General features: G+C 65.9%; 25 protein-coding genes. 8 read left to right on the top strand and 17 right to left on the bottom strand.

The genetic code is table 11. The features are described 5' to 3' along the window. The first annotated feature begins 76 nt into the window (after positions 1-76). From tcuA to AC1VNX_RS30215, 4 genes are all read left to right on the top strand, one after another. The gene (gene tcuA / locus AC1VNX_RS30230; RefSeq protein ID WP_483161229.1) at positions 77-1,501 is read left to right on the top strand and encodes an FAD-dependent tricarballylate dehydrogenase TcuA; all 1,425 of its coding nucleotides are present in this window, start codon (positions 77-79) and stop codon (positions 1,499-1,501) included. Continuing rightward, positions 1,488-2,672: a tricarballylate utilization 4Fe-4S protein TcuB gene (gene tcuB / locus AC1VNX_RS30225; RefSeq protein ID WP_483161228.1), complete on the top strand. Its 1,185-nt coding sequence runs from the start codon at positions 1,488-1,490 to the stop codon at positions 2,670-2,672. The genes tcuA and tcuB overlap by 14 nt, the downstream gene beginning before the upstream one ends. 30 nt (positions 2,673-2,702) lie before the next feature. Then, positions 2,703-3,677 carry a Bug family tripartite tricarboxylate transporter substrate binding protein gene (locus tag AC1VNX_RS30220; protein WP_483161227.1) on the top strand — a complete coding sequence of 325 codons (975 nt, stop codon included), beginning with the start codon at positions 2,703-2,705 and terminating at the stop codon, positions 3,675-3,677. A gap of 159 nt (positions 3,678-3,836) precedes the next feature. Then, entirely contained in the window at positions 3,837-4,283 is a 447-nt protein-coding gene (locus AC1VNX_RS30215) for an SRPBCC family protein (RefSeq protein ID WP_483161226.1), read from the top strand. Between the two features lie 42 nt (positions 4,284-4,325). Here the strand turns inward: AC1VNX_RS30215 and AC1VNX_RS30210 are convergent, their stop codons facing one another. Both AC1VNX_RS30210 and AC1VNX_RS30205 read right to left on the bottom strand, forming a co-directional pair. Next, positions 4,326-5,381 carry a nucleoside hydrolase gene (locus AC1VNX_RS30210; protein WP_483162038.1) on the bottom strand — a complete coding sequence of 352 codons (1,056 nt, stop codon included), beginning with the start codon at positions 5,379-5,381 and terminating at the stop codon, positions 4,326-4,328. A gap of 283 nt (positions 5,382-5,664) precedes the next feature. Further along, positions 5,665-6,483, bottom strand: a complete 819-nt coding sequence (locus tag AC1VNX_RS30205) for a dienelactone hydrolase family protein (RefSeq protein WP_483161225.1) — start codon at positions 6,481-6,483, stop codon at positions 5,665-5,667. A gap of 136 nt (positions 6,484-6,619) precedes the next feature. Here AC1VNX_RS30205 and AC1VNX_RS30200 point away from each other — a divergent pair, with 136 nt between their 5' ends. Next, on the top strand, positions 6,620-7,585 hold the full coding sequence (locus AC1VNX_RS30200; RefSeq protein ID WP_483161224.1) for a GlxA family transcriptional regulator: 966 nt from the start codon (positions 6,620-6,622) through the stop codon (positions 7,583-7,585). Between the two features lie 31 nt (positions 7,586-7,616). Here the strand turns inward: AC1VNX_RS30200 and AC1VNX_RS30195 are convergent, their stop codons facing one another. The 4 genes from AC1VNX_RS30195 to AC1VNX_RS30180 all read right to left on the bottom strand — a co-directional run bounded on the left by AC1VNX_RS30195 (position 7,617) and on the right by AC1VNX_RS30180 (position 11,739). Beyond that, entirely contained in the window at positions 7,617-8,654 is a 1,038-nt protein-coding gene (locus AC1VNX_RS30195) for a DctP family TRAP transporter solute-binding subunit (protein ID WP_483161223.1), read from the bottom strand. 57 nt (positions 8,655-8,711) lie between these two features. Further along, the gene (locus AC1VNX_RS30190; RefSeq protein ID WP_483161222.1) at positions 8,712-10,010 is read right to left on the bottom strand and encodes a TRAP transporter large permease; all 1,299 of its coding nucleotides are present in this window, start codon (positions 10,008-10,010) and stop codon (positions 8,712-8,714) included. Continuing rightward, positions 10,007-10,579, bottom strand: a complete 573-nt coding sequence (locus AC1VNX_RS30185) for a TRAP transporter small permease (RefSeq protein WP_483161221.1) — start codon at positions 10,577-10,579, stop codon at positions 10,007-10,009. The genes AC1VNX_RS30190 and AC1VNX_RS30185 overlap by 4 nt, the downstream gene beginning before the upstream one ends. 218 nt (positions 10,580-10,797) lie before the next feature. Beyond that, a complete protein-coding gene (locus AC1VNX_RS30180) occupies positions 10,798-11,739 on the bottom strand; it encodes a LysR family transcriptional regulator (protein WP_483161220.1) in 942 nt (313 codons plus the stop codon). A 103-nt stretch (positions 11,740-11,842) separates the two neighbouring features. Here AC1VNX_RS30180 and AC1VNX_RS30175 point away from each other — a divergent pair, with 103 nt between their 5' ends. Together AC1VNX_RS30175 and AC1VNX_RS30170 are read left to right on the top strand one after the other, a co-directional pair. Beyond that, positions 11,843-12,169 (top strand): nuclear transport factor 2 family protein, encoded by a 327-nt coding sequence (locus AC1VNX_RS30175; RefSeq protein ID WP_483161219.1) that lies wholly within the window; start codon positions 11,843-11,845, stop codon positions 12,167-12,169. Further along, positions 12,166-12,945: an SDR family oxidoreductase gene (locus AC1VNX_RS30170; RefSeq protein ID WP_483161218.1), complete on the top strand. Its 780-nt coding sequence runs from the start codon at positions 12,166-12,168 to the stop codon at positions 12,943-12,945. Before AC1VNX_RS30175 ends, AC1VNX_RS30170 begins: the two co-directional genes overlap by 4 nt. Here AC1VNX_RS30170 and AC1VNX_RS30165 read toward each other — a convergent pair. Beyond that, positions 12,877-13,494, bottom strand: coding sequence for a hypothetical protein (locus AC1VNX_RS30165; protein WP_483161217.1), 618 nt, complete (start codon positions 13,492-13,494; stop codon positions 12,877-12,879). The genes AC1VNX_RS30170 and AC1VNX_RS30165 overlap by 69 nt on opposite strands. 239 nt (positions 13,495-13,733) lie before the next feature. Further along, on the bottom strand, positions 13,734-14,237 hold the full coding sequence (locus tag AC1VNX_RS30160) for a hypothetical protein (protein WP_483161216.1): 504 nt from the start codon (positions 14,235-14,237) through the stop codon (positions 13,734-13,736). A 1,044-nt stretch (positions 14,238-15,281) separates the two neighbouring features. Between AC1VNX_RS30160 and AC1VNX_RS30155 the strand changes: the two genes are divergently transcribed. Then, positions 15,282-16,388, top strand: coding sequence for an IS110 family RNA-guided transposase (locus AC1VNX_RS30155; RefSeq protein WP_483161215.1), 1,107 nt, complete (start codon positions 15,282-15,284; stop codon positions 16,386-16,388). 406 nt (positions 16,389-16,794) lie between these two features. On the opposite strand, the gene AC1VNX_RS30150 is transcribed toward AC1VNX_RS30155, so the two are convergent. The 9 genes from AC1VNX_RS30150 to AC1VNX_RS30110 all read right to left on the bottom strand — a co-directional run bounded on the left by AC1VNX_RS30150 (position 16,795) and on the right by AC1VNX_RS30110 (position 26,850). After that, positions 16,795-17,766, bottom strand: coding sequence for an NAD(P)H-dependent flavin oxidoreductase (locus AC1VNX_RS30150; protein WP_483161214.1), 972 nt, complete (start codon positions 17,764-17,766; stop codon positions 16,795-16,797). Between the two features lie 16 nt (positions 17,767-17,782). Beyond that, positions 17,783-18,715 carry an electron transfer flavoprotein subunit alpha/FixB family protein gene (locus tag AC1VNX_RS30145; protein ID WP_483161213.1) on the bottom strand — a complete coding sequence of 311 codons (933 nt, stop codon included), beginning with the start codon at positions 18,713-18,715 and terminating at the stop codon, positions 17,783-17,785. Between the two features lie 2 nt (positions 18,716-18,717). After that, positions 18,718-19,467 carry an electron transfer flavoprotein subunit beta/FixA family protein gene (locus tag AC1VNX_RS30140; protein WP_483161212.1) on the bottom strand — a complete coding sequence of 250 codons (750 nt, stop codon included), beginning with the start codon at positions 19,465-19,467 and terminating at the stop codon, positions 18,718-18,720. A 57-nt stretch (positions 19,468-19,524) separates the two neighbouring features. Continuing rightward, a complete protein-coding gene (locus AC1VNX_RS30135) occupies positions 19,525-20,526 on the bottom strand; it encodes a Bug family tripartite tricarboxylate transporter substrate binding protein (RefSeq protein WP_483161210.1) in 1,002 nt (333 codons plus the stop codon). A 32-nt stretch (positions 20,527-20,558) separates the two neighbouring features. Next, positions 20,559-22,511, bottom strand: a complete 1,953-nt coding sequence (locus tag AC1VNX_RS30130; RefSeq protein ID WP_483161208.1) for an acyl-CoA synthetase — start codon at positions 22,509-22,511, stop codon at positions 20,559-20,561. A 43-nt stretch (positions 22,512-22,554) separates the two neighbouring features. Then, the gene (locus AC1VNX_RS30125) at positions 22,555-23,556 is read right to left on the bottom strand and encodes a Bug family tripartite tricarboxylate transporter substrate binding protein (RefSeq protein ID WP_483161207.1); all 1,002 of its coding nucleotides are present in this window, start codon (positions 23,554-23,556) and stop codon (positions 22,555-22,557) included. A 40-nt stretch (positions 23,557-23,596) separates the two neighbouring features. Continuing rightward, positions 23,597-24,805 (bottom strand): CaiB/BaiF CoA transferase family protein, encoded by a 1,209-nt coding sequence (locus AC1VNX_RS30120; protein WP_483161205.1) that lies wholly within the window; start codon positions 24,803-24,805, stop codon positions 23,597-23,599. 72 nt (positions 24,806-24,877) lie between these two features. Continuing rightward, positions 24,878-25,699 carry an oxepin-CoA hydrolase, alternative type gene (locus AC1VNX_RS30115; protein ID WP_483161204.1) on the bottom strand — a complete coding sequence of 274 codons (822 nt, stop codon included), beginning with the start codon at positions 25,697-25,699 and terminating at the stop codon, positions 24,878-24,880. Next, positions 25,696-26,850, bottom strand: a complete 1,155-nt coding sequence (locus AC1VNX_RS30110) for an acyl-CoA dehydrogenase family protein (RefSeq protein ID WP_483161203.1) — start codon at positions 26,848-26,850, stop codon at positions 25,696-25,698. Before AC1VNX_RS30110 ends, AC1VNX_RS30115 begins: the two co-directional genes overlap by 4 nt. Between the last annotated feature and the right edge of the window lie 10 nt (positions 26,851-26,860).

The raw sequence follows: 26,860 nt of genomic DNA, 5'->3' as shown, positions 1-26,860 counted from the left end.
ACACCTGTTGCCCGATCGGGCCTGTCGCCTGAAGGGCCGGCTGCCTAAAGTCTCCTGACCCACAAGGAGACAAGAAGTGAGCGATGAACAGGTCGATGTCCTGGTCGTAGGCGGCGGCAATGCCGCGCTATGCGCCGCGCTGATGGCGCGCGAGGCCGGCGCCAGCGTGCTGCTGCTCGAAGCTGCGCCCAAGGCATGGCGCGGCGGCAATTCGCAGCACACGCGCAACCTGCGCTGCATGCACGACGCGCCGCAGGACGTGCTTGTGGATGCCTACCCCGAGGAGGAATACTGGCAGGACCTGCTCAAGGTGACCGGCGGCCTGACCGACGAACACCTGGCCCGGCTGGTGATCCGTGCTTCGTCGAATTGCCGCGACTGGATGCGCAGCCACGGCGTGCATTTTCAGCCGCCGCTGTCGGGCGCGTTGCACGTGGCGCGAACCAACGCCTTTTTCATGGGCGGCGGCAAGGCGCTGGTGAATGCCTACTACCGCAGTGCCGAGCGCCTTGGCGTGCGGATTCGCTACGAGACGCCCGTGGCCTCGGTGGAACTCGACGGCCGGCGCTTCGCTGCGGTACGCACCGAAAGCGGCGAACGGATTGCCGCAAGAAGCTGCGTGCTCGCAGCCGGCGGGTTCGAGTCGAACCGTGAATGGCTACGCGAAGCGTGGGGCCGAAACGAACGCGGCGAATGGCCGGCGGACAACTTCCTGATCCGCGGAACCCGTTTCAACCAGGGCGTGCTGCTCAGGCAATTGATCGATGCCGGTGCGGACGCCATCGGCGATCCTTCGCAGGGCCACATGGTGGCCATCGATGCCCGCGCGCCGCTCTACGACGGCGGCATCTGCACGCGCATCGATTGCGTGTCGCTCGGCGTGGTCGTCAATCGCGAGGCTCGGCGCTTCTACGACGAGGGCGAAGACTTCTGGCCCAAGCGCTATGCCATCTGGGGACGGCTGGTCGCCCAGCAGCCTGGACAGATGGCCTATTCCATCATCGACCAGAAGGCGGTGGGCCGCTTCATGCCGCCGGTGTTTCCGGGCACGGTCGCCGACACGCTGCCTGAGCTGGCACGCCGGTTGGGCCTGGACGAGGCGACCTTTCTGCGCACCATCGCCGACTACAACGCCGCCTGCCGTGTCGGCCGCTTCGACCACACGGCTCTCGACGACTGCCACACCGAAGGACTGTTGCCCGCCAAGACCCACTGGGCGCGGCCCATCGACACCGCGCCGTTCCATGGCTACCCGCTGCGCCCGGGCATCACCTTCACCTACCTCGGCTTGAAGGTGGACGACACCAGCGCCGTGCGTTTCGGCGACAAGCCCAGCCCCAATCTCTTCGTGGCTGGCGAAATGATGGCCGGCAACGTGCTCGGCAAGGGCTACACCGCCGGCGTCGGCATGAGCATCGGGACCGCCTTCGGCCGCATCGCCGGCACGCGGGCCGCGGCCGCCGTCCTGAAGCAGAAGGAGTCCCGCCATGCAAACGCTTGAAGCCTTGGCTCGCGAGGCGGAATCGCTCGCGGACGGTCCGCGCCGCGTCATCCCCATTCTTTCGGGCGCCGAGACGGAGGTCGGCCGGCAGATGCAGATCTGCAATGCCTGCCGCTACTGCGAAGGCTTCTGTGCCGTGTTCCCTGCAATGACGCGCCGGCTCGAATTCGGCAAGGCCGACATCCACTACCTGGCCAATCTTTGCCACAACTGCGGTGCCTGCCTGCATGCCTGCCAGTACGCGCCGCCGCACGAGTTTGCGGTCAACGTGCCGCAGGCCATGGCGGAGGTGCGCGGCCAGACCTATCTGGACTACGCCTGGCCGCCCGCGCTCGGCGTGCTCTACAAGCGCAACGGGCTCACGCTTTCGCTGGCCCTGGCCGGCGCGCTGGCGCTGTTCCTGGTGCTCGCCGTGGCGATGAATGGCCGGCTGTGGGGATCGGCGCCAGGCGAAAACTTCTACAGCGTGTTTCCGCACAACCTGCTGGTGGGCCTGTTCGCCCCGGTGTTCCTGTTTGCGATGCTCGCGCTGGCCCTGGGCGTGCGGCGTTTCTGGCGCGACGTCACGCCCGCCACCAGCGGCGCCCCCCTGAACGGGCCCGCCGCGGCGGAAGCCGCCGACGCCGCGCTGCGCCTCAAGTATCTGGACGGCGGCCATGGCGACGGTTGCCACAACGAAGACGACGCCTACACGCTGGCACGCCGGCGCTTTCACCATCTCACCTTCTACGGCTTCATGCTGTGCTTTGCGGCGACCGGCGTGGCCACGGTCTATCACTACGCATTCGGCTGGGCCGCGCCCTACGCCTTGCCCAGCCTGCCGAAACTGCTTGGCGTGGCCGGCGGCATCAGCCTGATGCTCGGCACCGCCGGCCTGTGGCACCTGAACCGCAAGCGGCATCCGCTGCACGGCGACCTCGCTCAGAAGCCGATGGACCTGGGCTTCATCGCGCTGCTGTTCCTTACGAGCGCCAGCGGCCTGGCGCTGTGGCTCGGCCGCGGCACCCCCGCGCTGGCGCTGCTGCTGTGCCTGCACCTGGGTGCCGTGATGGCGCTGTTCGCCACCATGCCCTACGGCAAGTTCGGCCACGGCATCTTCCGGTGCGCCGCACTGCTGCGCCATGCCGTCGAGAAGCGCCTGCCGAATCCCGTCGGCCTCGGCGCGGACTGATCACTCACACAAAAACCCAAGGAGACCCCGATGAACAAGCGACAACTTCTGCAAGCCACGGCCCTGGCCACCACTTTTTTCCTGGCAGGGCATGCGCATGCCCAGGACTTTCCGCCGAAAAAGCCCGTCACCCTGGTGGTCGGCTTCGCCCCTGGCGGCGCGGCGGACGCCGCCGCGCGCTTGATCGCCAGGAAGCTCGGCGAAGACATCGGCCAGACGGTGATCGTCGACAACAAGGCGGGCGCCGGCGGCAACATCGCGCACCAGTACGTTGCCAACGGGCCAGCCGACGGATCGATGCTGCTGCTCGGTTCCGTCGGACCGCTGACCATCGCACCGCACGTGATGAAGGTGAGCTACGACCCGTTCAAGGATCTGGCCGCGGTTTCCGGCGGCGTCAACTTCCCCAACGTGTTGGTGGTGCACAAGGGCGTGGGCGCGAAGACCCTGGCCGAGTTCGTGGCCCTGTCGAAAAAGAAACCCGGCAGCATCGACTTCGCCTCCACCGGTGCCGGCTCCGCATCGCATCTGGCCGGAGAATTGTTCAACCAGCGAGCCGGCATCGACATGGTGCATGTGCCCTACAAAGGCGGCGCCCCGGCCCTGCAGGACTTGCTGGGCCAGCGCATCGCCTCGTATTTTTCGGCGCCGCCGACTGCATTGCCCCAGATCGAGGCCGGCAATCTGATTCCGCTGGCCAGCACGGGCCTGACCCGTCCGGCCTACATGCCCAATATCCCGACGGTGGCGGAGTCGGGCTACCCGGGCTTCGAAGCCCTGAATTGGTACGCCTTCGTGGCGCCAGGCAAGACACCGGCGGCCCTCCTGGAGCGCTGGAACCATGCCATCGTCAAGGTGTTGGCCGATCCCGGTGTGAAGGAGGCACTGAACAAGCATGGCTTGACGCCGCAGCCGACCACCCGTGCCGAGCTCAGCGACTTCATGAGAAAAGAGGATGCCAAATGGAGTGCCATCGTGAAGGACCGCAAGATCACCGCGAACTGAACGCCGGCACCGGCTCACTGAAAGCAGGCTTCTTTCTTTCGGCCGGGCGATGTCTCCTGATTGCGGGTTTTCCCTGATCTTTGAGCCTGTCGATTTTCTGCAGGCTCATCCGACGTGCTATCGAGGGTCGTCCTCGATTTCCTTCAGGAGCAATCAATCATGGCTACCAACACAGTCCGTCTGCACCGCGTCCTTCGCACCACGCCCGACAAGGTCTATCGCGCATTCGTCCAGCCCGGCGCCTTCGAGCGCTGGCTGCCGCCGTTCGGATTCGTCGGCAAGGTCCACGCGATGGAGCCGGTGGTGGGCGGCGCGTGGCGCATGTCTTTCACCAACTTCGGCACTGGCAACGGCCATTCGTTCGGCGGCAAATACCTCGAGCTCGTTCCCGGCAAGCGCATCGCCTACGACGCGGCCTTCGACGACGCGAACCTTCCGGGCACGATGAAGACGACCGTGGTCCTGACCGAAGTGTCCTGCGGCACCGACGTCTCGATCGTGCAGGAAGGCATTCCCGAAATGATCCCGACCGAGATGTGCTACCTGGGGTGGCAGGAGTCGCTCGTGTCGCTGGCTCAACTGGTGGAGCCGAACATTCCGGGCTGAAGGCTCCGTGCGGCGGAGCAGGGGCGATCTGGAACGGGGCCCTCAAGGCAACCGCGAAATCCTCTGCGTCAACAGATCGAAGAACCCCTGCGCGTCGCCCTCCGCGATCCAGTTCACGTTCGCAGGCTTCTTCAGCCCGCCATACCAGTCGACCACCGTCTGCCCGAAGCCGAGCCCTTCGCGGCTGTCGACCTCCACGTTCACCTTGCGGCCCCTGAAGAGCGAAGGCTGCAGCAGATACGCAACGACGGTGGCGTCGTGCACCGGGCCGCCCGGCAGGCCGTAGTACTGCATGTCGTGCTGCACGTAGGCGTCGAGGATGTCGGCCACGGTCCGTCCGGCCTGGTTGCCCAGGCCGCGCAACCTAGCGATGCGCTCGGGGCTCGTGAGCACCTTGTGCGTGAGGTCCAGCGGCAGCATGGTGATGGGCACGCCGCTCTTCAGCACGATCTCGGCCGCGTGCGGATCGGCGAACACGTTGAACTCCGCCGTGGGCGTGATGTTGCCGCCGTTGAAATGCGCACCGCCCATGAGCACCAGCTCGCGCAGGCCGCGCGTGATGTCGGGCGCCTGCGTCAGCGCCAGCGCGAGGTTGGTCTCGGGGCCGAGCATTGCGAGTGTCACGCTCTTCTCGGGCGCGGCGCGCAGAGTGCGGATGAGGTAGTCGACCGCGTTGCCATCGGCCAGCGGCTGGCTGGGCTCATGCACCTTCACGCCGGTGATGCCTTCGCTGCCGTGGATGTCAGCCGCGTAGATCGGTGTGCGCAGCAGCGGGCGCGGCGCGCCTGCGTAGATGGCGATGTCGGGCCGCTTGGCCCACTCGCGCGCCAGCCGCGCGTTGCGCGAGGTCTTGGCAAGCTGCACGTTGCCGGCCACGGTGGTCAGCGCTTGAATCTTCAGCTGCTCGGGCGAGGCCATGGCGAAGAGCAGCGCGATCACGTCGTCGGCACCGGGATCGGTGTCGATGATGAGCGTGTGCGTCGTTGCCGGCGTGGCGTCGGCGGCGTGGGCCTTCGGGGTGATGAGGCTGGCAGTCAAGAGGGCAACAAGTCCGAGAAGAAGAATCGGGAAGATTGTCGCGGCGATGCGCGATGACAGAGACGATGGTGTTGCTGCGGCAGCCCTGGAATGCATGAAGAAACCTCCTTGAAGGCGCTGAAGAAGAGCGCGCCTTTCAAGTCAGTCTGCCAGAGCAACACGCGGCACGGACACCTGATCGCGAGGGCATTTTCGACTGCCGCGCGAGCACCCGCAACGGCGCGCATACCAAGGCGTTAGCGCCTGCGCATGGCCGAAACGGAAAGTGCGCAAAGCACGGCGTGGAGGTTTCACTCGCCGTGCGCGAGGCCGCGCGCCGCGTGTTGCGAAAACGCCGCTTTGCTCAGCCCTTGTTCGAATCAGGTAGCAGCCGCCGCGCGAAGAAGCCCAGTATCTCGTCGCGCGCCGCCAGCGTCGGCTGCCCCGCCTCGTCGATCAGGTGCGCCGTCACCACACTGTGCGGGCTCGCCACCACCTGCGCGAAGAAGGGCGGCGTGTCGGTGCTGGCCGCGCTGTCGGGCAGCACACGCGCAACGAAACGGTCGCCCAGTGCCTGCGAGAAGGCCGCGAAGCGTTGTGCCCTGCAGTGCTTGTCGCCCTCGAAGCGGTAGGCCATCACAGTCAGGTCGTCGCGCTCCAGCCGCTCGCGCACAGAGGCCAGCTCCTCGGGCGCCATGTTCATCGCGTCCGGCTTGTCCATCGGCAGCGAAGGTTGGCACATCACCGGCGCGAGCATCGCGGGCTCCAGCATCATCGAAAGCGCGAAGTTGCCGGTGAAGCACATGCCGATGGCGCCCGTGCCGGGCCCGCCGCACTCGGCATGCGCGAGCCGCGCGAGCGCGCGCAGCCACTGCGTGACAGGGCTCGACTCGTTGGCCGCGAAGGCGCGGAACTCCGCGCTGACGCAGGCGCGCTTGAAGACCGCGATGCCTTCTTCCGCGCCGGGCACCGCGCCGTCTCGACCGAAGAGCGAGGGCATGTAGACGGTGAAACCCGCATCGCGCACCCAGCGGGCGAAGCGCGCCACATGCGGGCTGATGCCGGGCATCTCGGTCATCACGATCACGGCCGGGCCCGTGCCCATGACGTAGACCTTCTTCTCGATGCCGTCGAGCGTGATCTGGCGCGGGGCGAAGTCGTCGAGCGGATCGTCTTCAGTCATGGAGCGTTGCTGGGTCATGGGGTCCTTTGCCGTTCAGGCTGTGCGAAAGCCGGGAAGCTTGTATTGGACATTCGGCCTCGCCAGAATGGCAGTGTCCAATTCGACTCCTTTGAGGCCTTATCGGCCAACCACCCCGATGCATGACTTCACCGTGCTGGTGCTGCCCGGCGCCTTCAATTCCAGCGTGGCAGTCACGATGGACATCCTCGGCGCTGCAGAAGCGATGGCCCCGCGCGCAGGTGTTGCACCACCCCGTTGGCGGGTTTGCTCGGTGCACGGCGGCCCCGTGCAGCTGCGCGCCGGCATGAGCCTGGACACCACGCGCCTGCCCGTGCGCCCCCGCGACGATCGCTCCACCTGGGTGGTGCCGGGGCTCGGCCTCAACACACCCGGCGAAATCCGCCAGTGCCTCGAGAGCGATGACGCAGCCAAGGCCATCACAGGCCTCGCACGCCACGCCAAGGCAGGCGGGCAGGTCGCGGCCTCGTGCTCGGCCGTGTTCCTGCTGAACGCCGCCGGCCTGCTCCAGGGCCGCCGCGCGACGGTTTCATGGTGGTACGCACCGCTGCTCGCACGCATGGCGCCAGGCTGCACCGTCGATGCCGACCGCATGGTGTGCTCCGACGGCCCCGTCGTCACCGCAGGCGCCGCCTTCGCGCAGACCGACCTGATGCTGCACCTGCTGCGCGAGCGCTGCGGCAGCGCGCTCACCGATCTGGTCTCGCGCATGCTGCTGATCGACGGCCGCCAGGCGCAGGCGCCGTTCATCGCGGCGGAGGTGCTGGCCAGCGGCAACGATCTGGTGGCGCGGCTCGCGGCGCGGGTCGAATCAGCCTTGCCCGATGCGCCCGCAGTGAGCGAGCTGGCGCGCGAGTTCTGCATGTCGGAGCGCACGCTCTCGCGGCACATCCACAAGGCCACCGGCAAGAGCACGCAGGCGCTGGTGCAGAGCGTGAGGCTGCGGCGTGCCCGCGCGCTGCTCGAATCCAGCCGCATGACGGTCGAGCAAGTGGCGGGGGCAGTGGGCTATCAAGACGCCACGGCATTGCGGCGCCTGATGAAGAAGGTGGCTGGCGCGAACCCCAGCCGCTACCGCGCCTGAGCAGCAGGCGCGGCAGTCCTGGCCGAGGTCGTTACTTCTTGCGCGCGGCGATGGCCTGCTCGGCCTTCGCCACCAGGTCCGCGCCGATGGTCGACTTCCACTTGTCGTACACCGGCCGCGTCGCCTTCACGAACTCGGCGCGCTCGGCGGGCGTGAGGCTGGTCACGGTCACGCCCATGCCGGCGATGTCCTTGAGCACGGGCTTGTCGGCTTCCACCAGGCCCTTGCGCGCGATGACGATCTCTTCCTTGCCCGCGTCGATGGCGGCCTGGCGCACGATGGCCTGGTCGGCCGGCGTCCACGAAGCCCAGATTTCCTTGTTGACCACGAACACCAGCGGGTCGGCCACGTAGCCCCAGGTGGTCACGAACTTCTGGCCCACGGTCTGCATCTTGAGCACCGTGAACAGGAAGAGCGGGTTCTCCTGGCCGTCGACCGCGCCGCTGGCCAGCGCGGGCTGCGCGTCGGCCCAGCTCATCTGCGTGGGGTTGGCGCCCAGCGCGGTAAACATGTCGGAGTAGATGGGCGAGCCCACCACGCGGATCTTCATGCCCTTGATGTCGGCCGGCGACTTGATCGGCTTCTTCGAGTTGGTGATCTCGCGGAAGCCGTTCTCGCCCCAGGCCAGCGGCACCACGCCGGCCTTGTCGAGGGTCTTGAACATGTCCTTGCCGACCTCGCCCTGCGTGAGCGCGTCGATGGCCGCGTAGTCGGGCATCAGGAAGGGCATGGAGAACAGGTTGAGCTGCTTGACCTGCGGCGACCAGTTGATGGTCGAGCCCACGGCCATGTCGATCACGCCCTGGCGCAGCGCGCTGAACTCGCGCGTCTGGTCGCCCTGAATGAGCGACACGCCCGGGTACAGCTTGATGTTGATGCGGCCCTGCGTGCGCTCCTTGACGAGGTCGGCCCAGATCTTCCCGGCCTGGCCCCACGGCGTGGGCGGGCCCAGCACCAGCGACATCTTGTACTCGGGCTTGTAGGCGGCCTGCGCCATGGCGCCGGACGAGAACATGCCCAGGGCAGTGGCTGCGGCGGCAAGGCCCAGCAGGGTGCGGCGGAATTTCATGATCAAGGCTCTCCTAATAATGGTTCTGCGACGGGACGGACGAAACAAAGAAGCAAATCAGTAGCCGAGCTTGCGCGGCAGCCAGAGCGCGAGTTCGGGGAAGATGATGACCAGCACCATCACCACGAACATCGAGAACAGCATCCAGCCCACCCAGCGCACGGTCTCCTCCATGCGCACCTTCGCGATGCGGCACGACACCATGAGGTTGACCGCCAGCGGTGGCGTGAACTGGCCCAGCGCCACCTTCAGCGTGAGGATCACGCCGAACCACACCGGGTCCCACTTGTAGTACTGCACGATGGGCAGCAGCAGCGGCACGAAGATCAGGAAGATCGACACGCCGTCGAGGAACATGCCCACGGTGATGAGCAGCAAGATCAGCAGCGCCAGGATGCCGTACTCGCCCAGCCCCGAGTTCACGATGGCGCGCGTCACCGGATCGATCACCCCCAGCGTCGACAGCGAATACGCGAAGATGCCCGCCAGCGACACCACCAGCAAGATCACCGCCGAGAGCTCGCCCGACTCGCGCAAGATGACGAACAGGTCGCGCACCTTGATGGTCCGGTGGATGAACATGCCCACGAAGAGGCCGTAGAACACCGCGACCACAGCCGCCTCGGTGGGCGTGAACCAGCCCGCGCGCATGCCGCCCAGGATGAGCACCGGCGCCGCCAGCCCCCAGGTCGCTTCGCGAAAGCTCTTCCAGAAGGGCGGGCGCGGCAGCGTGGCTTCGAGTGCGCCCATCTTGTGCTTGCGTGCCAGCAGCACGGCCGGAATCATCAGCGCCAGGCCGGCCAGCACACCGGGCACCATGCCGGCCGCGAACAGCGCCGGCACCGAGGCGCCGGGCACCAGCACCGAGTAGACGATGAAGGCGACCGAAGGCGGAATCAAGATGTCGGTGGCCGCCGCAGCACCCACCACGCTCGCGGAGAACGCGGCCGGGTAGCCAGCGCGCGACATGGCCGCGATCATCACAGCGCCCACTGCCGCCGCATTGGCCGGGCCCGAGCCCGAGATGCCGCCGAGGAACATCGCCACCGCAATCGCCACCAGCGGCAGCATGCCGGGGCCGCGCCCCACGATGGCAATGGCAAAGTTGACCAGGCGCAGCGCCACGCCCGAGCGGTCGAAGATGGAACCGACCAGCACGAACATCGGAATGGCCAACAGCGGATATTTGCCAAGGCCCGCATAGAAGTTCTGCGGCACGGCCAGCAGGCCGAACCACTGGGCGTCGCTGTTGGCGAGCGCGATGCAGGCGGCGCCCGCCAGGCCCAGCGCGGCGCCGATGGGCACGCCCACCAGCATCATCACGACGAAGGCGACGAAGAGCAGGGTGGCTATCACGATGCGTTGCCCTTGCTGTCCGAGTCGTAGTTCGTCTCGCGCCCGCGCCGGATCATGAGGCCCACGGCCCGCAGCGCGATGGCGAAGGACACGATGGGCAGCCAGATCGAATACCACCAGGCAGGCAGGCCAATGCCGGGTGTCGTCTCCTCGAAGCGGTAGTCGTCCCACACCATGCGGATGCTGAGCGCGCCGATGAGCGTGAAGAGCACGGCGATCATCAGCGCGCCGAACTGCGCCAGCCGCTTGCGCCGCGCCATCGAGCCGCTCTCGGAGAAGTACTCGATGCGGATGTGCCGGTCGCGCGCCACGGCGGCCGAGCCGGCCACCAGCGCCAGCATGATCATCAGGAACACCGAGAACTCTTCCGTCCAGGCGAAGGAAGAATCGGTGAAGTAGCGGACGATGACGTTGGCAAAGGTGATGAGCGCTAGTGCGCCCATGATGATGACCGTGAGCCAGTCCTCGATGGCAAGGGGAACCTTGGTCGGTTCGTCTGCGGCTTCGATGTCGGGGGGAAGGGGGCTGGCGGCGTCCAGCGTGGGGCCGGACTCGGGTGGAGTTGTCATCGCAGGATGGTCAGTGAGGCACGCACGAACGCCATGTCACCGGGCGGACGCCGGGACGCGTTCCGTACACCTCGACAGGGAAACTGTTACCGATGCTAGGGGGTCCATGACCATTCATGTATCGGGGGTTTCCTTAGCCGGTGGGCTTGGAGCTGGCTCCTGGAGCGGCTTTCGGGGCGTGTGCGCATTGGCGCCATAGCAGTCGTTAGCTTGAGAAATCAGAATGCGCGATCTGTGCGAATGGTTTTAACTGGACCTGTCGAAGGTTCCCGATCGAGCAAACAGTCAATAAACGCGCCGAGGAGTGCCGGTCGATGCTGCCTGCTCGGGTAGTAGATAAACAGGCCGGGGCGTGAAATCGACCAGTCCGCGAGGACTTGAACCAGGCGCCCCTGGGCCAGGTGCTCGCCCACGCCATCCCTCTCGAAGTGATAGGCAATGCCCAGCCCATTCACCGCAGCAGCCACGCCGATGTCAGCATGGTTGGTGACGACTGGGCCGTCGACCGCGACTTCGAGTCGCTTACCCCTTTTCTCGAATTCCCAGCGATAGTGCCTGCCGTCCATCTGGAGCCGCCAGTTGATGCATGCGTGTTCATGCAGATCAGAAGGCGTCTTGGGCATTCCCCGGCGCGCAAGGTATTCGGGAGATGCCACGGCAACCATGTGCAAGTCCGGCGTGAGGCGAATAGCGACCATGTCTTTCTCGAGCCGTCCACCCACGCGGATACCCGCATCGAAGCGGCCACCGACGATATCTGCCAGCGCGTCATCAACCACGATGTCGAGCACCACGTCGGGGTAGATCTGATGAAAGCGTGAAAGCCTGGGCGCGATGATGGTCCTCGCTGCAATTCCCAGCGTGTTGATTCGAAGCGTGCCAGAGGTCTGGCCTGCAGCCTCGGTGGCTTCGGAGACTGCGGCATCCATCTCTCGGAACAACGGGGCGATGCGCTTGTAGAGCAACTCGCCGCTGGCCGAGGGCGCGACGCTTCGCGTGGTGCGATTCAGAAGCCGGGCTCCGATCCGGCCCTCGAGTTGTCGAATGGTCTGGCTGAGTGCGGAAGGTGACAAGCCCAGATGCTCTGCTGCCCGGGCAAAGCTCGCCCGCTCGACAACTGCAACGAAGGCTTTTAGCTCGGCGAACTCGAAGCCACGCATTATGTATTTCTTTCTTCACAGTGAATCTGGATTCTAAGGTATTCACTATAGGTGCCACGCCGCGCATCCTTGGGCCTTCACCAACTGCCGGAGATGAGGACACATGAACACCTTGAACCTTCCCGAACCGATTGCCGCGTACTTTGCGGCCGAACACAACCCCGAAGCGTTGGCGAAATGCTTCACGACGCATGCCGTCATGAAAGATGACGGTCACACCTACACCGGCATCGACGCCATCAAGACGTTCATGGCCGAGGCTTCCGCCAAATACGGCGCGACGACCGTCCCGTTCGACCTCCAGCAAGAGGACGGCTCCAATGTCGTGCGCGCCAACGTCACGGGCAACTTTCCGGGCAGCCCCGTCGTTCTGTCCTACCGTTTTCAACTGGCACGCGGTCTGATCACATCGCTGGAGGTGTCCGCATGACCCCGTTTCTCACACTGCAGGGCCGGCGGGCGCTCATCACCGGAGGTACGTTAGGTGCCGGCGCAGCGACCGTGGCGCTCTTCCAGGAATTGGGCGCGCGCGTGCTGACAACGGCTCGCACCAAGCCCTCAAACTTTTCCAGTGACGCATTTGTCGAAGCCGACCTGACCACCGAGAAGGGGGTTCATGCCGTCGTCGATGCCGTGCACCAAAAACTCGGTGGGCTCGACATTCTTGTGAACGTTCTAGGCGGCTCTTCCGCACCCTCGGGTGGGTTCGCTGCGCTCGATGACACGGAATGGGGCAAGGAGTTCGGGCTGAATCTCTTTCCGGCGGTCAGGCTCGACCGTGCGTTGATCCCCGGCATGGTCGCTCAGGGCAGCGGCGTCGTCATCCACGTCACGTCGATCCAGAACCGCCTGCCGCTACCGGAGGCGACCACGGCCTACGCTTCAGCCAAGGCCGCGCTCAATACCTACAGCAAGAGTATCTCCAAGGAGGTCTCTCCGAAAGGGGTGAGAGTGGTTCGAGTGTCACCCGGCTGGATTGCCAGTCCGATTGCCAATGGTCTCGCGCAGCGCATCGCCGAGGAGGCCGGCATTGGCTACGAGGAAGCGGTGCAGGTCATCATGAAGTCGCTTGGCGGGATACCGTTGGGACGACCGGCCGACCCGAAAGAGGTGGCCGACCTGATCGCCTTCCTGGCATCAGACCGGGCAGCGTCCATCACCGGGACTGAGCATGTGATCGACGGCGGCACGATTCCTACGACGTGATACGTCGCGCGACAAGAGATGACTTGCGGTCGTGAACGGCGAGTGATCGCTGCACAACTGCCGCTCGGCTTCTAACAAACCAGCAATGAATTGCGAGCGCAGCGCTGTCGCATATCTATCCTCCGACAGAGGTCGACCCCCTGCGGATGATCCGAACCCAAGCAGGTCGCCTCGCCGCTGTTCTTCAGTTGTCTCAAACTGCCTTGAGGTGACATGGATAGCATTGGCGATGCGATATGCGAGCTTGCCCAAGGACCAATACGGATGTCGATGAATGGGCACGTGCCATTCGCCCAGCCGGACAGGTTCACCAAAGTAGAAGTACCACACGGCCAGCAGCGCGCCATCAAGCTCGCCAAATGTGACGAGAAAGTCGTCCTTGCCGGGACCAGGGGCGCAGTCCCAGCAACTAAAGAGAATGCCTTCGGAGCTTTCTGCCAAGGTGGAGTGGTGGTTGCCCTCGACATGGAGCGAGAACCGATCTGGTGATATCTCCGTGACGACGACGCCACGTTCGGAGAGGTACTTCATTGAAGACGACAAGGACATCGGGTTCTCACGTTTGTTCTTAGGTCCAGGCTTCACTTCGCCACCTTGGCTCAGAGACCGCAAGCACTGTGCTCTATTGTTGCTGCACTGAATGCGATGGCAACTATCAGTCGTGAGAGATCGCCACTGGCTGCATTTCCCTTTGCGCTTGCGATCAGTTCGGCGTGGAAAAACATGTCTGCGACCGAGGCAGAGCTCACAAGCCGCTCGTCGACAACTGAAGCGCCTAGATGGCTGGCTCAGTAGTCAAACCAAAATACCATTCGCGAAAAGCTTCCATGCATCTCGATGCTTTTCATCATGTCCATTGCAAGTTGAAAGTCGGTGGATAAGTGGGACGTTTGAATCCCCGAGAATTCGAGAGCACTCTTCAACTCATGGAGCCGAAGCCAGCCAGGATATGCGTACTGTGGCGCTGATATCCATTCCCCGGTGTAATCCAATGCATGGCTTCGCTTTGACTCTAGGCATTCAGTGGCCAGCTCTCGTGAAATCGTCGCCGTGCCCCAACCGTCGGCTTCCTCGACGGTATCCACAATGACTCGTCCATAGTGCGCCACCGCCATCGATGAAGCCGGGTCCGGGAAACCTCTTGCAGGGATAAAGCAGGGTTTCTCCCACATCCCCGCTAACGCAATGAACGTCTCGGTGTCACGTGGTGGGGAAAAGTACGCAATCCCGCTCGGACTAGAGAACGAGTCGGAATCAGACGACTCTATGACCAGTTCGATATCCAGACCCATCAAGTTCCTCCTGCGCGTTGTGTTTGATGTTGTAGGCAAGCAAGCCGCTTGCGTCAGAGATGGTTGGCTTCTACATCCGTCGAATCTTGGCCGATTACGGCGACCGACAGCATTAACCGCATTTTGCTGCAGCGCTTGAGCGATTTGCTCAGCATGGAACACATGGCAACCGCCGAGGCCGACTCCCCACAAACCTCAACCAAGCCGAGATCCCACCATCGAGAAGGCTTCGGCTGTTCAACCTTAAAGCCCTCGTTTCCCAGAGCGGGCCGCGAAACGCGGCCCGCAGACCAGCTCCTACCCGCCAGCCTCAGGCGCCTCACGCCGCGCCTTCTCACTCATCTGAAACAACTCCCCCGCCTTCCGAGCCATCTCAGCCGCAAGCCAAAGCAGATTGTTCAGTTGCCGAGGCCCATCCCCACTGCACCAGTCGATCTCTTCCCCGTGACAGACCCACAGTAGAGCTTCAAGCTGAGAGAGTGTGTTTTCAAGAAGATCCGCCGGGTCTTGTTGGGCGGTTTCTGCGGAAGCTACCGGCGTAGTTGGCCGGGCTATAGTCTTGGTAGCCATTTTTGTGCGGTTCCTCCAAGGGGTGTGCACGAACTTGGTTAGACGGCTGGGGTGCTCGCTACACCTCGGCCGTCGCCTTTTGATACCTCGCATCTGCATCGCTGCTTTCGCACCGACAACCTGCCGCGAGGCAAGCAGCCTTCAAACATCTCGGTGGTGGCTTGGTGCGTGGGCCTTTCTGCTCCCCTTGGCGGGGTATCGAGTGACAGGGGCATTCACTCTAGAGAAGAACCCGGCAAAGTAGCTGCTGCTACAGCACGAAGTCGCGGAGACTGCCAACAAATGCAGCTTCCGCAATGCGCCGAGCGCAGACCTCGGGAGCCGCGCCGTGCCAGTCAGCAACGGCGCTCACCGCTCAGGCCGATGGGGTGCCTTGCGCAGCGAATGCGAAGGGACTTCCCCAATCCTGAGACGGTGTCGAGGCACCAAGATTGACGTTGCGGAAGTCGTCAACCTATACGGAAAGGGGAAGTCATGACGGAGATTACACAAGCCTCGATCACCCGGGTAGGGGTTGATCTGTCCAAGCGTGTCTATCAGGTGCATGCGGTGGATCAAGCGGGCACGCGAGTACTGGCCAAAGCGATGTCGCCAGATCGCTTCTTCGCGTGGTGCGCCAGCTTGCTTGCGGGCTGCACGGTGGCAATGGAGGCGTGCGGCGGTGCGCATCACGTGGCCCGCAGGCTGAGACTGCTGGGGCTGGATGCCCGGCTCATCGCGTGCCATCTGGTCACGCCATACCGCATGGCCGGCAAGAGCGGCAAGAACGACGCCAACGACGCTGCCGCGATCTGCGAGGCCGCCAGCCGACCACACATGCGCTTCGTTGCGGTCAAGAGCGCCGAGCAGCAGGCTCACCTGGTGGTGCACCGGTTGCGTGAAGGCTACAAGAAGGAGCGCACCGCCTGCATCAACCAGATCCGTGGCTTGCTCACCGAGTTCGGCTTGGTATTTGCGCAAAGCCCCGAGAAGCTGCGTGCAGTTCTGCCCCAAGTCCTGGAGGATGCGAGCAACGAGCTGCCCGGCGTCGTGCGCCTGGCTGTGCAGCGCGCGCACGAGCACTGGATCGCGCTGGACAAGCAGCTGCAGTGGTGTGACGAGCGTATCGCCGCGCACGTGCAAAACGACGACAACGCCCAGAAGGCGGCAACGTTGATCGGCATCGGGCCGATCACTGCCAGTGCGTTGGTGGCCAGCGTGGTCGACTTCAAGCAGTTCGACAACGCGCACCAGTTCGGCGCCTGGTTGGGGCTGACGCCCAGTCAGCATTCCAGCGGCGGCAAAGCCAATCTGGGGCGCATCACCAAACGCGGTGACGAGTACTTGCGAACGTTGCTGATCCAGGGCGCCAAGTCGGCCGTGTTCAGCGCGGCCAAACGCAGCGACCCCATCAGCCGATGGTTGCTGGCGCTCACGGCGCGCTCGGGCTGGCAGAAGGCTGCCGTCGCACTGGCCAACAAGAACGCGCGCATCCTGTGGGCCATGTTCACGCGCGGCACCACGTTCGATGCGCACCATGTGTCGCAGATGCCCTGTGCGCGACAAGCACCCGCCAAAGCCGTGGTGGTGCCCGCGTTGTAGCCATTTACTCATTCGCTCTTTCCAGTTGTTCAACCAGGACGTGCGCTCGAAGATGTTCCACAGGTCAGACCGGCAGCAGGGGAACTCGTTTTATTTCGTGTGGCACTTGACCACGTGCAGCGAATGGAGTCCTGCTGAGCGGCTCGTATCTGGGGCCTCGGCCATCAGCCGACACAAGCCCGTCTGTAGATGTGCAGTCTGTCCATTCATGGCGACCTCTTCTCTCACCGCACGCCTGCTTTGAACGACGACGAAGACCGCTTGGCAGGAACAGAAAAACCCATGAACAGTTGTTGACGTCGCGGGAAGTCCCTGTAGAAATAAAGGAGGAGGCCGAAGGCCGGGGGACATTCGCGGAGCAAGGTACCCCGTCGGCCTGAGCGCCCCCCGGATACGAACGGGAGGCTCAGTCCATCCAGGCCCGAGCCCGGTCCAGATGCTCCCGGCACTCGCGCACCATGCGTTCCAGCAGTTCCGCGCAAGTCGGAATGTCGTCGATCAGCCCGATGCACTGCCCGGCCGAGACCACGCCGCCCTGCACCTCGCCCGACTCCAGCGCAGCACGCCCACGCGCACCGGCCACCAGCGGGCGCACGTCCTCGAACTCGCAGCCACCCGGGCGGTTCTCGGTCGCCACGACCTCTTCGGAGATCGCGTTGCGGAACACGCGCGCCGTGTTGTGCAGGGTGCGGAACATCAGTTTCGTGTCGCGCTCGGTCGCCTCGACCAGCGCCTGCTTGATGTTGTCGTGAATCGGCGCTTCCTTCGTCACGCAGAAGCGCGTGCCCATATTGATGCCCTCGGCGCCCAGCGCCAGCGCGGCGGCCATGCCGCGCCCGTCGGCGATGCCGCCCGAGGCGATGATCGGAATGCGCAGCTTGCGCGCCGCCACCGGCAGCAGCACGAGGCCGGGCACGTCGTCCTCGCCCGGATGGCCCGCGCATTCGAAGCCGTCGACCGACACCGCGTCGACGCCATTGCGCTCGGCCGAGAGCGCATGGCGCACCGAGGTGCACTTGTGGACGATCTTCACGCCGTGCTCCTTCAGCGCCGCGATGAAGTCCTTCGGGCTGTTGCCCGCGGTCTCGACGATCTTCACGCCGCTGTCGATGATGGCCTGCACGTACTCCGCATAAGGCGGCGGCTTCACCGCCGGCAGGATCGTGAGGTTCACGCCGAAGGGCTTGTCGGTCATCGTGCGCGTGCGCTCGATCTCGCGGCGCAGGTCGTCGGGCGTGGGCTGCGTCAGCGCGGTAAGAATGCCGAGGCCCCCGGCGTTCGACACGGCCGACGCCAGCTCGGCGCGGCCCACCCATTGCATGCCGCCCTGGATGATCGGGTAGCGGATGCCCAGCAGTTCGGTGATGCGGGTCTTCATCGTCGCGGCCTCTCCCTTACACGGCCTTCACCAGTTCCGGCACAGCCGTGAACAGGTCGGCCACGAGGCCGTAGTCGGCCACCGAGAAGATCGGCGCCTCTTCGTCCTTGTTGATCGCCACGATCACCTTGGAATCCTTCATGCCGGCCAGATGCTGGATCGCGCCCGAGATACCGGCTGCGATGTAGAGCTGCGGCGCAACGATCTTGCCCGTCTGGCCCACCTGCCAGTCGTTGGGGGCATAGCCCGCATCGACGGCTGCACGGCTGGCGCCGAGGCCCGCGTTCAGCTTGTCCGCCAGAGGTGCCATCACCTCGGTGAACTTCTCCGCGCTGCCCAGTGCACGGCCGCCCGAGACGATGATCTTGGCGGCAGTCAGTTCGGGACGCTCGCTCTTGGTCACCTCGCGGCCCACGAAGCTGCTCTTGCCGCTGTCAGCCACGCCTGCAGCCGTTTCCACGGCTGCGCTGCCACCGGTGGCTGCAGCCGCATCGAAGCCGGTCGTGCGAACGGTGATCACCTTGGTCGCATCACTGCTCTGCACGGTGGCAATCGCGTTGCCCGCGTAGATCGGACGCTCGAAGGTGTCCGCGCTCACCACGGCGGTGATGTCGCTGATCTGGGCCACGTCCAGTTTCGCAGCCACGCGCGGTGCGACGTTCTTGCCGTTGGCGGTCGAGGGGAACAGGATGTGGCTGTAGTTGCCTGCAATCGCGAGCACTTGGGCGGCGACGTTTTCGGCGAGGTTTTCAGCGAGGCTCGGGCTGTCTGCGGCGATGACCTTGGAAACGCCTGCGATCTGGGCGGCTGCCTTGGCTGCTTCGGCAGCATTGGCACCGGCCACAAGCACGTGGACGTCGCCGCCGCAGGCCAGCGCTGCGGTCACGGTGTTGAGGGTGGCCGGCTTGATGCTGGCGTGGTCGTGTTCGGCAATAACAAGTGCGGTCATGTTCAGATCACCTTCGCTTCGTTCTTCAGTTTGTCCACCAGCGTTGCAACGTCGGGCACCTTGATGCCGGCGCCACGCTTCGGCGGCTCGGCGACCTTCAGGGTCTTCAGGCGCGGCTTCACGTCCACGCCCAGGTCCTCGGGCTTGACCGTGTCCAGCTGCTTCTTCTTGGCCTTCATGATGTTCGGCAGCGTCACATAGCGCGGCTCGTTCAGGCGCAGGTCGGTGGTGATGACCGCAGGCAGCGTGAGGGAGACCGTTTCCAGGCCGCCGTCGACTTCACGGGTGACCGTTGCTTTGTCACCGGCGACTTCGACCTTGGAGGCGAAGGTGGCTTGGGGAAGATCAGCCAGGGCAGCCAGCATCTGGCCGGTCTGGTTGGCATCGTCGTCGATGGCCTGCTTGCCGAGGATGATGAGAGACGGCTGTTCCTTGTCGACCAGCGCCTTCAGCAGCTTGGCCACGGCCAGGGGCTGCAGTTCTTCAGCGGTCTCCACCAGGATGCCACGATCGGCGCCGATGGCCATGGCGGTGCGCAGGGTTTCCTGGCACTTGGCATCGCCGCACGAAACGGCGATCACTTCGGTGACCACGCCCTTTTCCTTCAGCCGCACCGCTTCTTCAACGGCGATCTCGTCGAAGGGGTTCATGCTCATCTTGACGTTGGCAATGTCCACTCCGGTGCCGTCGCTCTTCACGCGCACCTTCACGTTGTAATCGACGACCCTTTTCACGGGCACCAGAACCTTCATGGCTGTTCCTTTGAATGACGAAGAAGAGAAGAAGAAATGAATGGATGAGCGGAGGGCTTACTCGAGCTTCGCGCCCGACTGCTTGATCAGGCGCTCCCACACCGGGCGCTCGGCCTTCCAGGCGGTGGCGAAGAGCTCGGGCGAGCTTTCCTTGATCTCGAAGCCCATGGCCGCCACGCGCTCGCGCACGTCGGGCTGCTGCGTGGCCTTGCGCACTTCCTCGGCGATGCGGTCCACGATGGGCTTGGGCGTCTTTGTGGGCGCCGCGATGGCGAGCCAGCCGGTCACGCGGTAGGCCTCGTCCTTCAGGCCCTGCTCGGCCAGCGTGGGTACGTTGGGCAGGGTGCTCATGCGGCGCTCGCCGCTCACGCCGATGGCGCGGATCTTTCCGGAATCGATGTGCGGCTTGGCCACCAGCGCGCTGGCGTAGGCCATCTGGATCTGGCCGCCGATCAGGTCCTGCATCATCGGTGCCTCGCCCTTGTAGGCGACGTGGCTCATGTCCGACTGCGTCGACAGGCTCATGTGCGCGCCGGCCAGGTGCGGATAGGCGCCCACGCCGTAGGAGCCATAAGCCACCTTGCCCTTGTTGGCGATGACGTACTTCAGCAGCTCCGGTCCGGTCTTCGCCGGCACGCTGGGGTGCACCACCAGCACCAGCGGCGCCGACGCGATCTGGTAGACCAGCGTGAGGTCGCGCGCCGTGTCGTAGGGCAGCTTCTCGTAGAGGAACTCGTTGGTCATGAGCGAATTGCTCAGCCCCAGCACGATGGTGTAGCCGTCGGGCGCGGCCTTGGCGACCGCATCGGTGCCGATGATGCCGGCCGCGCCGGGCTTGTTGTCGATGATGACGGGCTGGCCCATGCCGGCCGACATCTTCTGGCCGATCACGCGTGCGAGCACGTCGGTGGCGCCGCCGGCGGCGAAGGGCACGACCATGCGGATGGGCTTGTTCGGGTAGCTGGCCTGTGCCTGCGCCTGCGTGCCTAGCAGGGCGACGGAAGCGGTGGCGCACAGCAGCAGCAGCGCGCGGCGGGTCGGAAGGCGGAAGGTCGTCATGGCTTGTCTCTGTCTATGGTTTCTGAAAAAGGTCACTGCGCGGCGATGCGCGTCTTGAAGGGCAGGGGCTCCAGCGCCTTGCGCAGCCGCTCCTGCAGCGGCGCGGCCAGCGCGCCCGCCGCAGCGCTGTCGATCTGCACGCGCACGAGGCTCTCGCCTTCGGTCTTTACGACGGGCAGGGCAGCTTCTGGCACGCCCAGCTCGGCGCAGGCCTCGGCGACGGCCGCGTTCACCACGTGCAGCGCGGCCATCGCGCGCAGCTCGGGCTTGTAGATCTTCCCGACGTTGGTCATCGGCATGGTGCCGATCACCGACACCCACTTGGGCCGCGCCGGGGCCTCGTCCACGCGCGCCGAGGTGAAGGCCAGCAGCTCTTCTTCGGTCGCCGATGCGCCGGGCACCAGCGTCGCGAAGATCACGGGCAGTTCGCCCGCGTAGGCGTCGGGCGCGCCCACTGCGGCGCACAGCTGCACGGCAGGGTGCGCGCCCAGCGCGTCTTCGATGGTCTTGGGGTCGATGTTGTGGCCGCTGCGGATGATCAGGTCCTTCGAGCGGCCGGTGAGGTTGAGACGCTCCTGGTCGTCGATCCAGCCCAGGTCGCCGGTGGCGAGCCAGCCGTCGGCGGTGAAGGCCTTGGCGTTGTCGGCCGGGTCGACGAAGCCCGAGAACACGTTGGGCGACTTGAAGAGCACCATGCCCTGCTCGCCGCGCGGCATCTCGCGGTCGCTGGCGTTGCCGTTCTCGTCGAGCGCCACCACGCGCATCTGCATGTAGGGCAGGCGAAAGCCCACGCAGCCGGCGGGCCCGTCGACGCCCGGCGGCGTGATGGTCGAGATGCCGGCCATCTCCGTCATGCCCAGGCTCTCGTGCACGTGCAGGCCGAAGAGGCGCTCGAAGCGCGCGGCCAGCTCGGGCGCGAGCACGGCGGCGCCGGTGCGGCAGTAGGTGATGGAGGAAATGTCCGCGCCGTCCAGCGGCACGTTGGCCAGCGCCGCGAGCACGGTGGGCACGGCCGACAGCGAGGTCGGGCGGTACTTGGCCACCAGCTTCCAGTAGTTGGCCAGCACCTCCTTGTTGCGCAGCAGCGAGGGCGTGGGAATGATCACTTCCACGCCCGCCGACAGCGACGACAGCGAGGCCGGCAGCACGCCCGCCACGTGGAACAGCGGATAGCCGTTGATGGAAATGCCGTTCTCGTTCATGCCCGCCACCTGCACGCTGGCCCATGCGGTGAACACCTGCGCGCCGTGGCTGTGGCGCGCGAGCTTGGGCGCGCCCGTGGTGCCGCCGGTGTGGAAGTAGGCGGCGATGTCGGTGGGTGCGATGTCGCGGCCGCTCACGAGGCGGTCGTCGGGTTGCGCGGCGCGCAGCACGTCGAACTCGGCGACGCCTTCGGGCAGTACACCCGCAGTACCCGGCGTCTCGTCATGCGGTGCCACGCGCAGCACGGTAGTGAGCGTGGGCACCTGGCCGCGCAGGCGCATTGCCTTCGACCACATGCCCGATTCGGCGTCGGAGCCGTAGGCGATCAGCACCTTGGCGCGGCCGGCGGTCATGAGCGCGACCAGCTTCTCGTCGGTGAGCAGCGGGTTCAGCGGCTGCACGATGCCGGCCGCCTCGCCGCCCCAGAGCGCCAGGTGGTACTCCAGGCAGCCAGGCAGCAGCACCGCCACCGCGTCGTCGGGGCCCACGCCCAGCGTGTGCAGCATGTTCGCGGTCTGGTGGAGGCGCGCGAGCAGTTCGGCGTACGACCAGCGAATGGGCTCGTCGGCCGGGTTGCCGGTGCGCAGGAAGGTCAGCGCGGTCTTGTCGCCGAAGGCATGGCCCGCGTTGCGGAAGATTTCGTAGGTGCTGCGCGCCGTGAGCGCCTGCTCCAGCGGCGTCTCTTCGAGCTTGTGGATGTCGGCGAGGCTGCGAACGGGAAGGGCGGGGTGGAACGGTGCGCCGACCGGGGTGCTGTAGTTGTTTTCGTATTTCTGCGTCATGTCTTTGTCTCCTTGATGCTGTCGCCCTGCCGGCCCGGTTGTTCTACTGGTTCGTGATGTGGTTGTCGCGAATGACCTTGCCCCAGCGCTCGAAATCCTCGCGCATGCGCACGCCCGTCTGCTCGGGCGTGCGGTAGGCCGCGAAGGTGCCGACGCTCTGCAGCTTCTCCTGCACTGCCTTGTCGGCCAGCGCCTTCTTCAGCTCGGCGCTCATGCGCTCGACGATGTCCTTGGGCGTGCCGGCCGGTGCCAGCAGGCCGCCCCACGAGGTGGCGTCGAAGCCGGGAAAGCCCTGCTCGGCCACCGTCTTCACGTCGGGCAGCAGGCTCACGCGCTGGCCGGAGCCGACCGCGATGGCGCGCAGCTTGCCGGCCTTGACGTGCGGCAGCACGCCCACGAGGTCGGAGAACATCGCGGGCACCTGGCCGCCGATCAGGTCGGTCACGGCCGGCGCGCTGCCGCGATAGGGCACGTGCTGCATGTCGAACTTGCCGATGGTCTTGAGCTGCTCGGTCGTCAGGTGGCCGAAGCTGCCGGCGCCCGCGCTGGTGTAGTTGAGCTTGCCGCCCTCGGCCTTGGCCTTGGCGATCAGGCCCTGCACGCCGGTCACATCGGGCAGCGACTTCGGGTTGACCACCAGCACGATCGGCAGGTCGTAGATGCTGCCCACCGGCGTGAAGTTCTTGAAGATGTCGTAGCCGGTGGGGCCGTACAGGTGCGAGGCCAGCAGCGTCGGCGTGGCCAGCGTCACGAAGGTATAGCCGTCGGCCGGAGCGCGTGCCGCGGTGGCCGCGCCCACGGTGCCCGAGGCGCCACTGCGGTTGTCGATGACGATGCTCTGGCCGAGCGAGGCCGACATCTTCTGCGCCACGATGCGCGAGGCCACGTCGGTGGGGCCGCCGGGCGGGAAGGGCACGATCAGCGTGATCGGCTTGGCGGGCCAGGCCTGGGCGAAGGCTGCGCCGGTGACGAGGGGCAGGGCGAGTGCGAGGAGCGCGCGGCGAACGGGACTGCGAAGGGAGCTGCGAAGAGAGAGGGATGCCATTGAGTCTTGTCTACTTTGGAAATTCGGACGCCTGTCTTCTTCAGACGACGCCACTCGTTTTCAGCGCCGCCAGCTTTTCATCCGACAGGCCGAGCAGGGACTGCAGCACGTCGTGCGTGCCTTCGCCCAGCGTGGGCGGCGCGCTGCGCACCGGCAGGCGTTCGCCGTCGAAGCGGTAGGGCGGCGCGAGCACGTTGACGGTGCCGGCCACCGGGTGCGGCTGCGTGGTCACCAGGCCGGCTTCGGTGGCGCGCTTCGATTGCAGCGCCTCCAGCAGCCCCAGCACCTCGCCGCACGGAATGCCCGCTGCGGTGAGCTTCGCGAGCAGGTCGGCGCGCTGGCGCTTGGCCAGCTCGGCGTGCAGCTCGGGCAGCAGCGCGGCGCGGTTGGCCGAGCGCAGGATGTTGGTCTTGAAGCGCTCGTCGGCCGCGAGGTCGGGCCGCTCGATCACCTCGGTGCAGAAGCGCGCGAACTGCGAGTTGTTGCCCACGGTGATGACCAGCGGGCCGTCGGCCGCGTCGAACACGCCGTAGGGCACGATCGACGGATGCGAGTTGCCGTAGCGCGGCGGGTCTTCGCCCATGAGCAGCGCTTCGAGGCCGTAATAGGCGGTGATCATCAGGCCGCAGTCGAAGAGCGCCATCTCCACGTGGCGGCCCTTGCCTGTCTTTTCGCGCTGGTAGAGCGCCGCCAGGATGGCCTGCGCCGAATACATGCCGGTGAACAGGTCGACGGCGGCCACACCGAACTTCAGCGGCGGCTGGTTCGCCTCGCCGTTGAGCGCCATCAGGCCGGCCTCGCCCTGCACCACGAGGTCGTAGCCGGGGCGCACGGCCTCGGGGCCGGTGCGGTCGTAGCCCGAGATCGAGCAGTAGATGAGGCCCGGCTGTTCCTTGCTGAGCTGCTCGTAGCCCAGGCCCAGCTTGTCGATGCCGCCGTACTTGAAGTTCTGGATCACCACGTCGCACTGCTTGGCGAGATCGCGCGCGAGCTGCTGGCCCTCGGGCGTCTGCAGGTCGAGCGTGACGGAGCGCTTGTTGCGGTTCACGCTGTTGAAGTAGGCGGTTTCGGTCTTGCCCACGCGCAGGCCCCAGTCGCGCGTGTCGTCGCCACGGCCCGGGTGCTCCACCTTGATGACTTCGGCGCCCATGTCGGCCAGCACCATGCCGCACCAGGGGCCCGCGAGGATGCGGGACAGATCGAGAACGCGCACGCCGGCAAGCGGCAGCGATGAATTGGGCAAAGGCATGAAATCAGCTCCCTGGAAACGAGAAAGCCCCGCACGGCGTGCGAGGCGCAAAGGCGGGTCGGGCAGCCCGCGTCAGGATGCGTCCTGCTTCCGGCCGCGCAGCGCCGCGAAGTCGGCCTTGCGCTTGCCGAGGAAGGCGCCGATGCCTTCGGCGGCTTCGGCGTCCGCCTGCGACTCGACCATGAACACGGCCTCGGCGTCGAGTTGCTCTTCCAGCGTGGCGCGGTGCGCCTGGCGGCACAGCGACTTGATTCGGGCACTGGCGCGCTCGGGTCCGTTCGCCACCTTCGCAGCGAGTGCGATGGCCTCGGCCAGCGCGGCGCCCTTGTCGGTGAGGCGGTTGACCGCACCCAGCGCGTTCAGTCGCTCGGCCGTCATGCGGTCGCCGGTGAGGCACAGCTCGGTCAGCAGCTGGCGCGAGACGAACTCCGCGAGGAAGGCGGTGGCGCCGCCATCGGGCGTGAGGCCGACCTTGACGTAGGCCACGGTGAAGAAGGCGTCGCGCGCCGACACCAGCATGTCGCAGGCCAGCGCCATCGACAGGCCCGCGCCGGCAGCGCCGCCCTCGACGGCCGCGATCACCGGCTTGCCGCAGTCGCGAATGGCGCGGATCAGACCGTGCAGGCCTTCGAGCTTCTCGCGGCGCTCCGACGCGGGCAGCTCTCGGCGCCTGGCCAGCAGGTTGAGGTCGCCGCCCGAGCAGAAGAAGTCGCCCGCGCCGGTGAAGACGATGGCGCCCACTTCGGGGTCGTTCTGCGCGTCGGCCAGCGCGGCCGAGAGCTCGGCGTACAGCGTCGGCGTGATCGCGTTGCGCGAGGCGGGGTTGCTGTTGGTCAGGATGCGGACCGCGCCTTCCTGCGAGATCAGTACCGTCTTGCTGTTCTCGGTGCTCATGCCGCAACCTCCTTGCCGGACTCTTTGCCCAGGGCGATGTAACGCTGCAGGTGGTGGTCTTCGTCGCCGAGCTGGTGGTCGATCATCACCAGGCGCTTGGCGTAGTGGGGCAGGGGCAGCTCCCAGGTCATGCCAATGCCACCGTGCATCTGGATGCTTTCTTCCGCCACCAGCGCACCGATGCGGCCGATGCTGAACTTGGCGGCCGACAGCGCGCGCTCGCGCGTGAGGCGGTCGCCGGTGTCGATGGCGGCCGCCGCGTTGATGACGGCCGAGCGGGCCTGTTCGATCTCCAGCAGCAGGTCGGCCATGCGGTGCTGCAGCGCCTGGAAGCTGCCGATCAGCATGCCGAACTGCTTGCGGGTGCGCAGGTATTCCAGCGTGGCGGCCTTGGCGGCTTCCATCGCGCCCAGTGCCTCGGCGCACAGCGCGAGCACGCCGCGGCCGATGGCGCGCTCCAGCGTGGCATGGCCCTGGCCTTCGGCGCCGAGCAGCGCGTCGGCGCCCAGCTTCACGCCGTCGAATGCGAGTTCGGCGACGCGGCCGCCGTCGATGGCGGGGCAGCCGCGCACCGTGAGGCCGGCCGTCTTCGCGGGCACGAGGAACAGCGAGATGCCGGCCTCGTCGTCCACGTTGCCCGAGGTGCGTGCCGAGACCAGGAACAGGTCGGCCTGCTCGCCCTGCGGCACCACGGCCTTGGCGCCGTGCAGCACCCAGCCGTCGCCGGAGCGTTCTGCCTTGGTGGCCACGCGCGTGCGTTCGTAGTGCGTGTCGGCCTCGTCGTGCGCGAAGGCCGCCACGGTCACGCCGTTGATGATGTCGCCGAGCTTTTCCTTCTGCGCATCGCTGCCGGCGGCGCTGATCGCCTCGCCGACCATCACCGCGCCCAGCAGCGGCTCGACCACGAGGCCGCGACCCAGTGCCTCGAAGACCACGGCGATGTCGAAGCCGCCGCCGCCGAAGCCGCCATCGGCCTCGCTGAACAGCGCGCCGATCACGCCCAGTTCGGCGAACTGCTGGAAGATTTCCTTGCTGAAACCGTGCTCCGACTTGGCGATACGGTCGCGCGCATCGAAGGCGTACTGCTCGCTGATGAAGCGGTTCAGGCTGTCGGCGAGCATGCGCCGGTCTTCGGTGTGTTCGAAGTTCATGGCATGTCTC

This window comes from Variovorax sp. TLI9-5A, from assembly GCF_056867935.1.
Note: the sequence above shows the minus strand (reverse complement) of the source record. Positions and strands in the feature narration are given on the sequence as shown.

What these genes read in the sequence shown, in the direction of transcription:
- AC1VNX_RS30150 (WP_483161214.1), bottom strand. Translation starts at nt 17,766, where the DNA reads ATGAAGACCCGCATCACCGAACTGCTGGGCATCCGCTACCCGATCATC.
- AC1VNX_RS30145 (WP_483161213.1), bottom strand. Translation starts at nt 18,715, where the DNA reads ATGACCGCACTTGTTATTGCCGAACACGACCACGCCAGCATCAAGCCG.
- AC1VNX_RS30125 (WP_483161207.1), bottom strand. Translation starts at nt 23,556, where the DNA reads ATGGCATCCCTCTCTCTTCGCAGCTCCCTTCGCAGTCCCGTTCGCCGC.
- AC1VNX_RS30215 (WP_483161226.1), top strand. Translation starts at nt 3,837, where the DNA reads ATGGCTACCAACACAGTCCGTCTGCACCGCGTCCTTCGCACCACGCCC.
- AC1VNX_RS30195 (WP_483161223.1), bottom strand. Translation starts at nt 8,654, where the DNA reads ATGAAATTCCGCCGCACCCTGCTGGGCCTTGCCGCCGCAGCCACTGCC.
- AC1VNX_RS30180 (WP_483161220.1), bottom strand. Translation starts at nt 11,739, where the DNA reads ATGCGTGGCTTCGAGTTCGCCGAGCTAAAAGCCTTCGTTGCAGTTGTC.
- tcuB (WP_483161228.1), top strand. Translation starts at nt 1,488, where the DNA reads ATGCAAACGCTTGAAGCCTTGGCTCGCGAGGCGGAATCGCTCGCGGAC.
- AC1VNX_RS30155 (WP_483161215.1), top strand. Translation starts at nt 15,282, where the DNA reads ATGACGGAGATTACACAAGCCTCGATCACCCGGGTAGGGGTTGATCTG.
- AC1VNX_RS30185 (WP_483161221.1), bottom strand. Translation starts at nt 10,579, where the DNA reads ATGACAACTCCACCCGAGTCCGGCCCCACGCTGGACGCCGCCAGCCCC.
- AC1VNX_RS30110 (WP_483161203.1), bottom strand. Translation starts at nt 26,850, where the DNA reads ATGAACTTCGAACACACCGAAGACCGGCGCATGCTCGCCGACAGCCTG.
- AC1VNX_RS30130 (WP_483161208.1), bottom strand. Translation starts at nt 22,511, where the DNA reads ATGACGCAGAAATACGAAAACAACTACAGCACCCCGGTCGGCGCACCG.
- AC1VNX_RS30200 (WP_483161224.1), top strand. Translation starts at nt 6,620, where the DNA reads ATGCATGACTTCACCGTGCTGGTGCTGCCCGGCGCCTTCAATTCCAGC.
- AC1VNX_RS30165 (WP_483161217.1), bottom strand. Translation starts at nt 13,494, where the DNA reads ATGTCCTTGTCGTCTTCAATGAAGTACCTCTCCGAACGTGGCGTCGTC.
- AC1VNX_RS30135 (WP_483161210.1), bottom strand. Translation starts at nt 20,526, where the DNA reads ATGACGACCTTCCGCCTTCCGACCCGCCGCGCGCTGCTGCTGCTGTGC.
- AC1VNX_RS30175 (WP_483161219.1), top strand. Translation starts at nt 11,843, where the DNA reads ATGAACACCTTGAACCTTCCCGAACCGATTGCCGCGTACTTTGCGGCC.
- AC1VNX_RS30160 (WP_483161216.1), bottom strand. Translation starts at nt 14,237, where the DNA reads ATGGGTCTGGATATCGAACTGGTCATAGAGTCGTCTGATTCCGACTCG.
- AC1VNX_RS30115 (WP_483161204.1), bottom strand. Translation starts at nt 25,699, where the DNA reads ATGAGCACCGAGAACAGCAAGACGGTACTGATCTCGCAGGAAGGCGCG.
- AC1VNX_RS30120 (WP_483161205.1), bottom strand. Translation starts at nt 24,805, where the DNA reads ATGCCTTTGCCCAATTCATCGCTGCCGCTTGCCGGCGTGCGCGTTCTC.
- AC1VNX_RS30170 (WP_483161218.1), top strand. Translation starts at nt 12,166, where the DNA reads ATGACCCCGTTTCTCACACTGCAGGGCCGGCGGGCGCTCATCACCGGA.
- AC1VNX_RS30220 (WP_483161227.1), top strand. Translation starts at nt 2,703, where the DNA reads ATGAACAAGCGACAACTTCTGCAAGCCACGGCCCTGGCCACCACTTTT.
- AC1VNX_RS30140 (WP_483161212.1), bottom strand. Translation starts at nt 19,467, where the DNA reads ATGAAGGTTCTGGTGCCCGTGAAAAGGGTCGTCGATTACAACGTGAAG.
- AC1VNX_RS30205 (WP_483161225.1), bottom strand. Translation starts at nt 6,483, where the DNA reads ATGACTGAAGACGATCCGCTCGACGACTTCGCCCCGCGCCAGATCACG.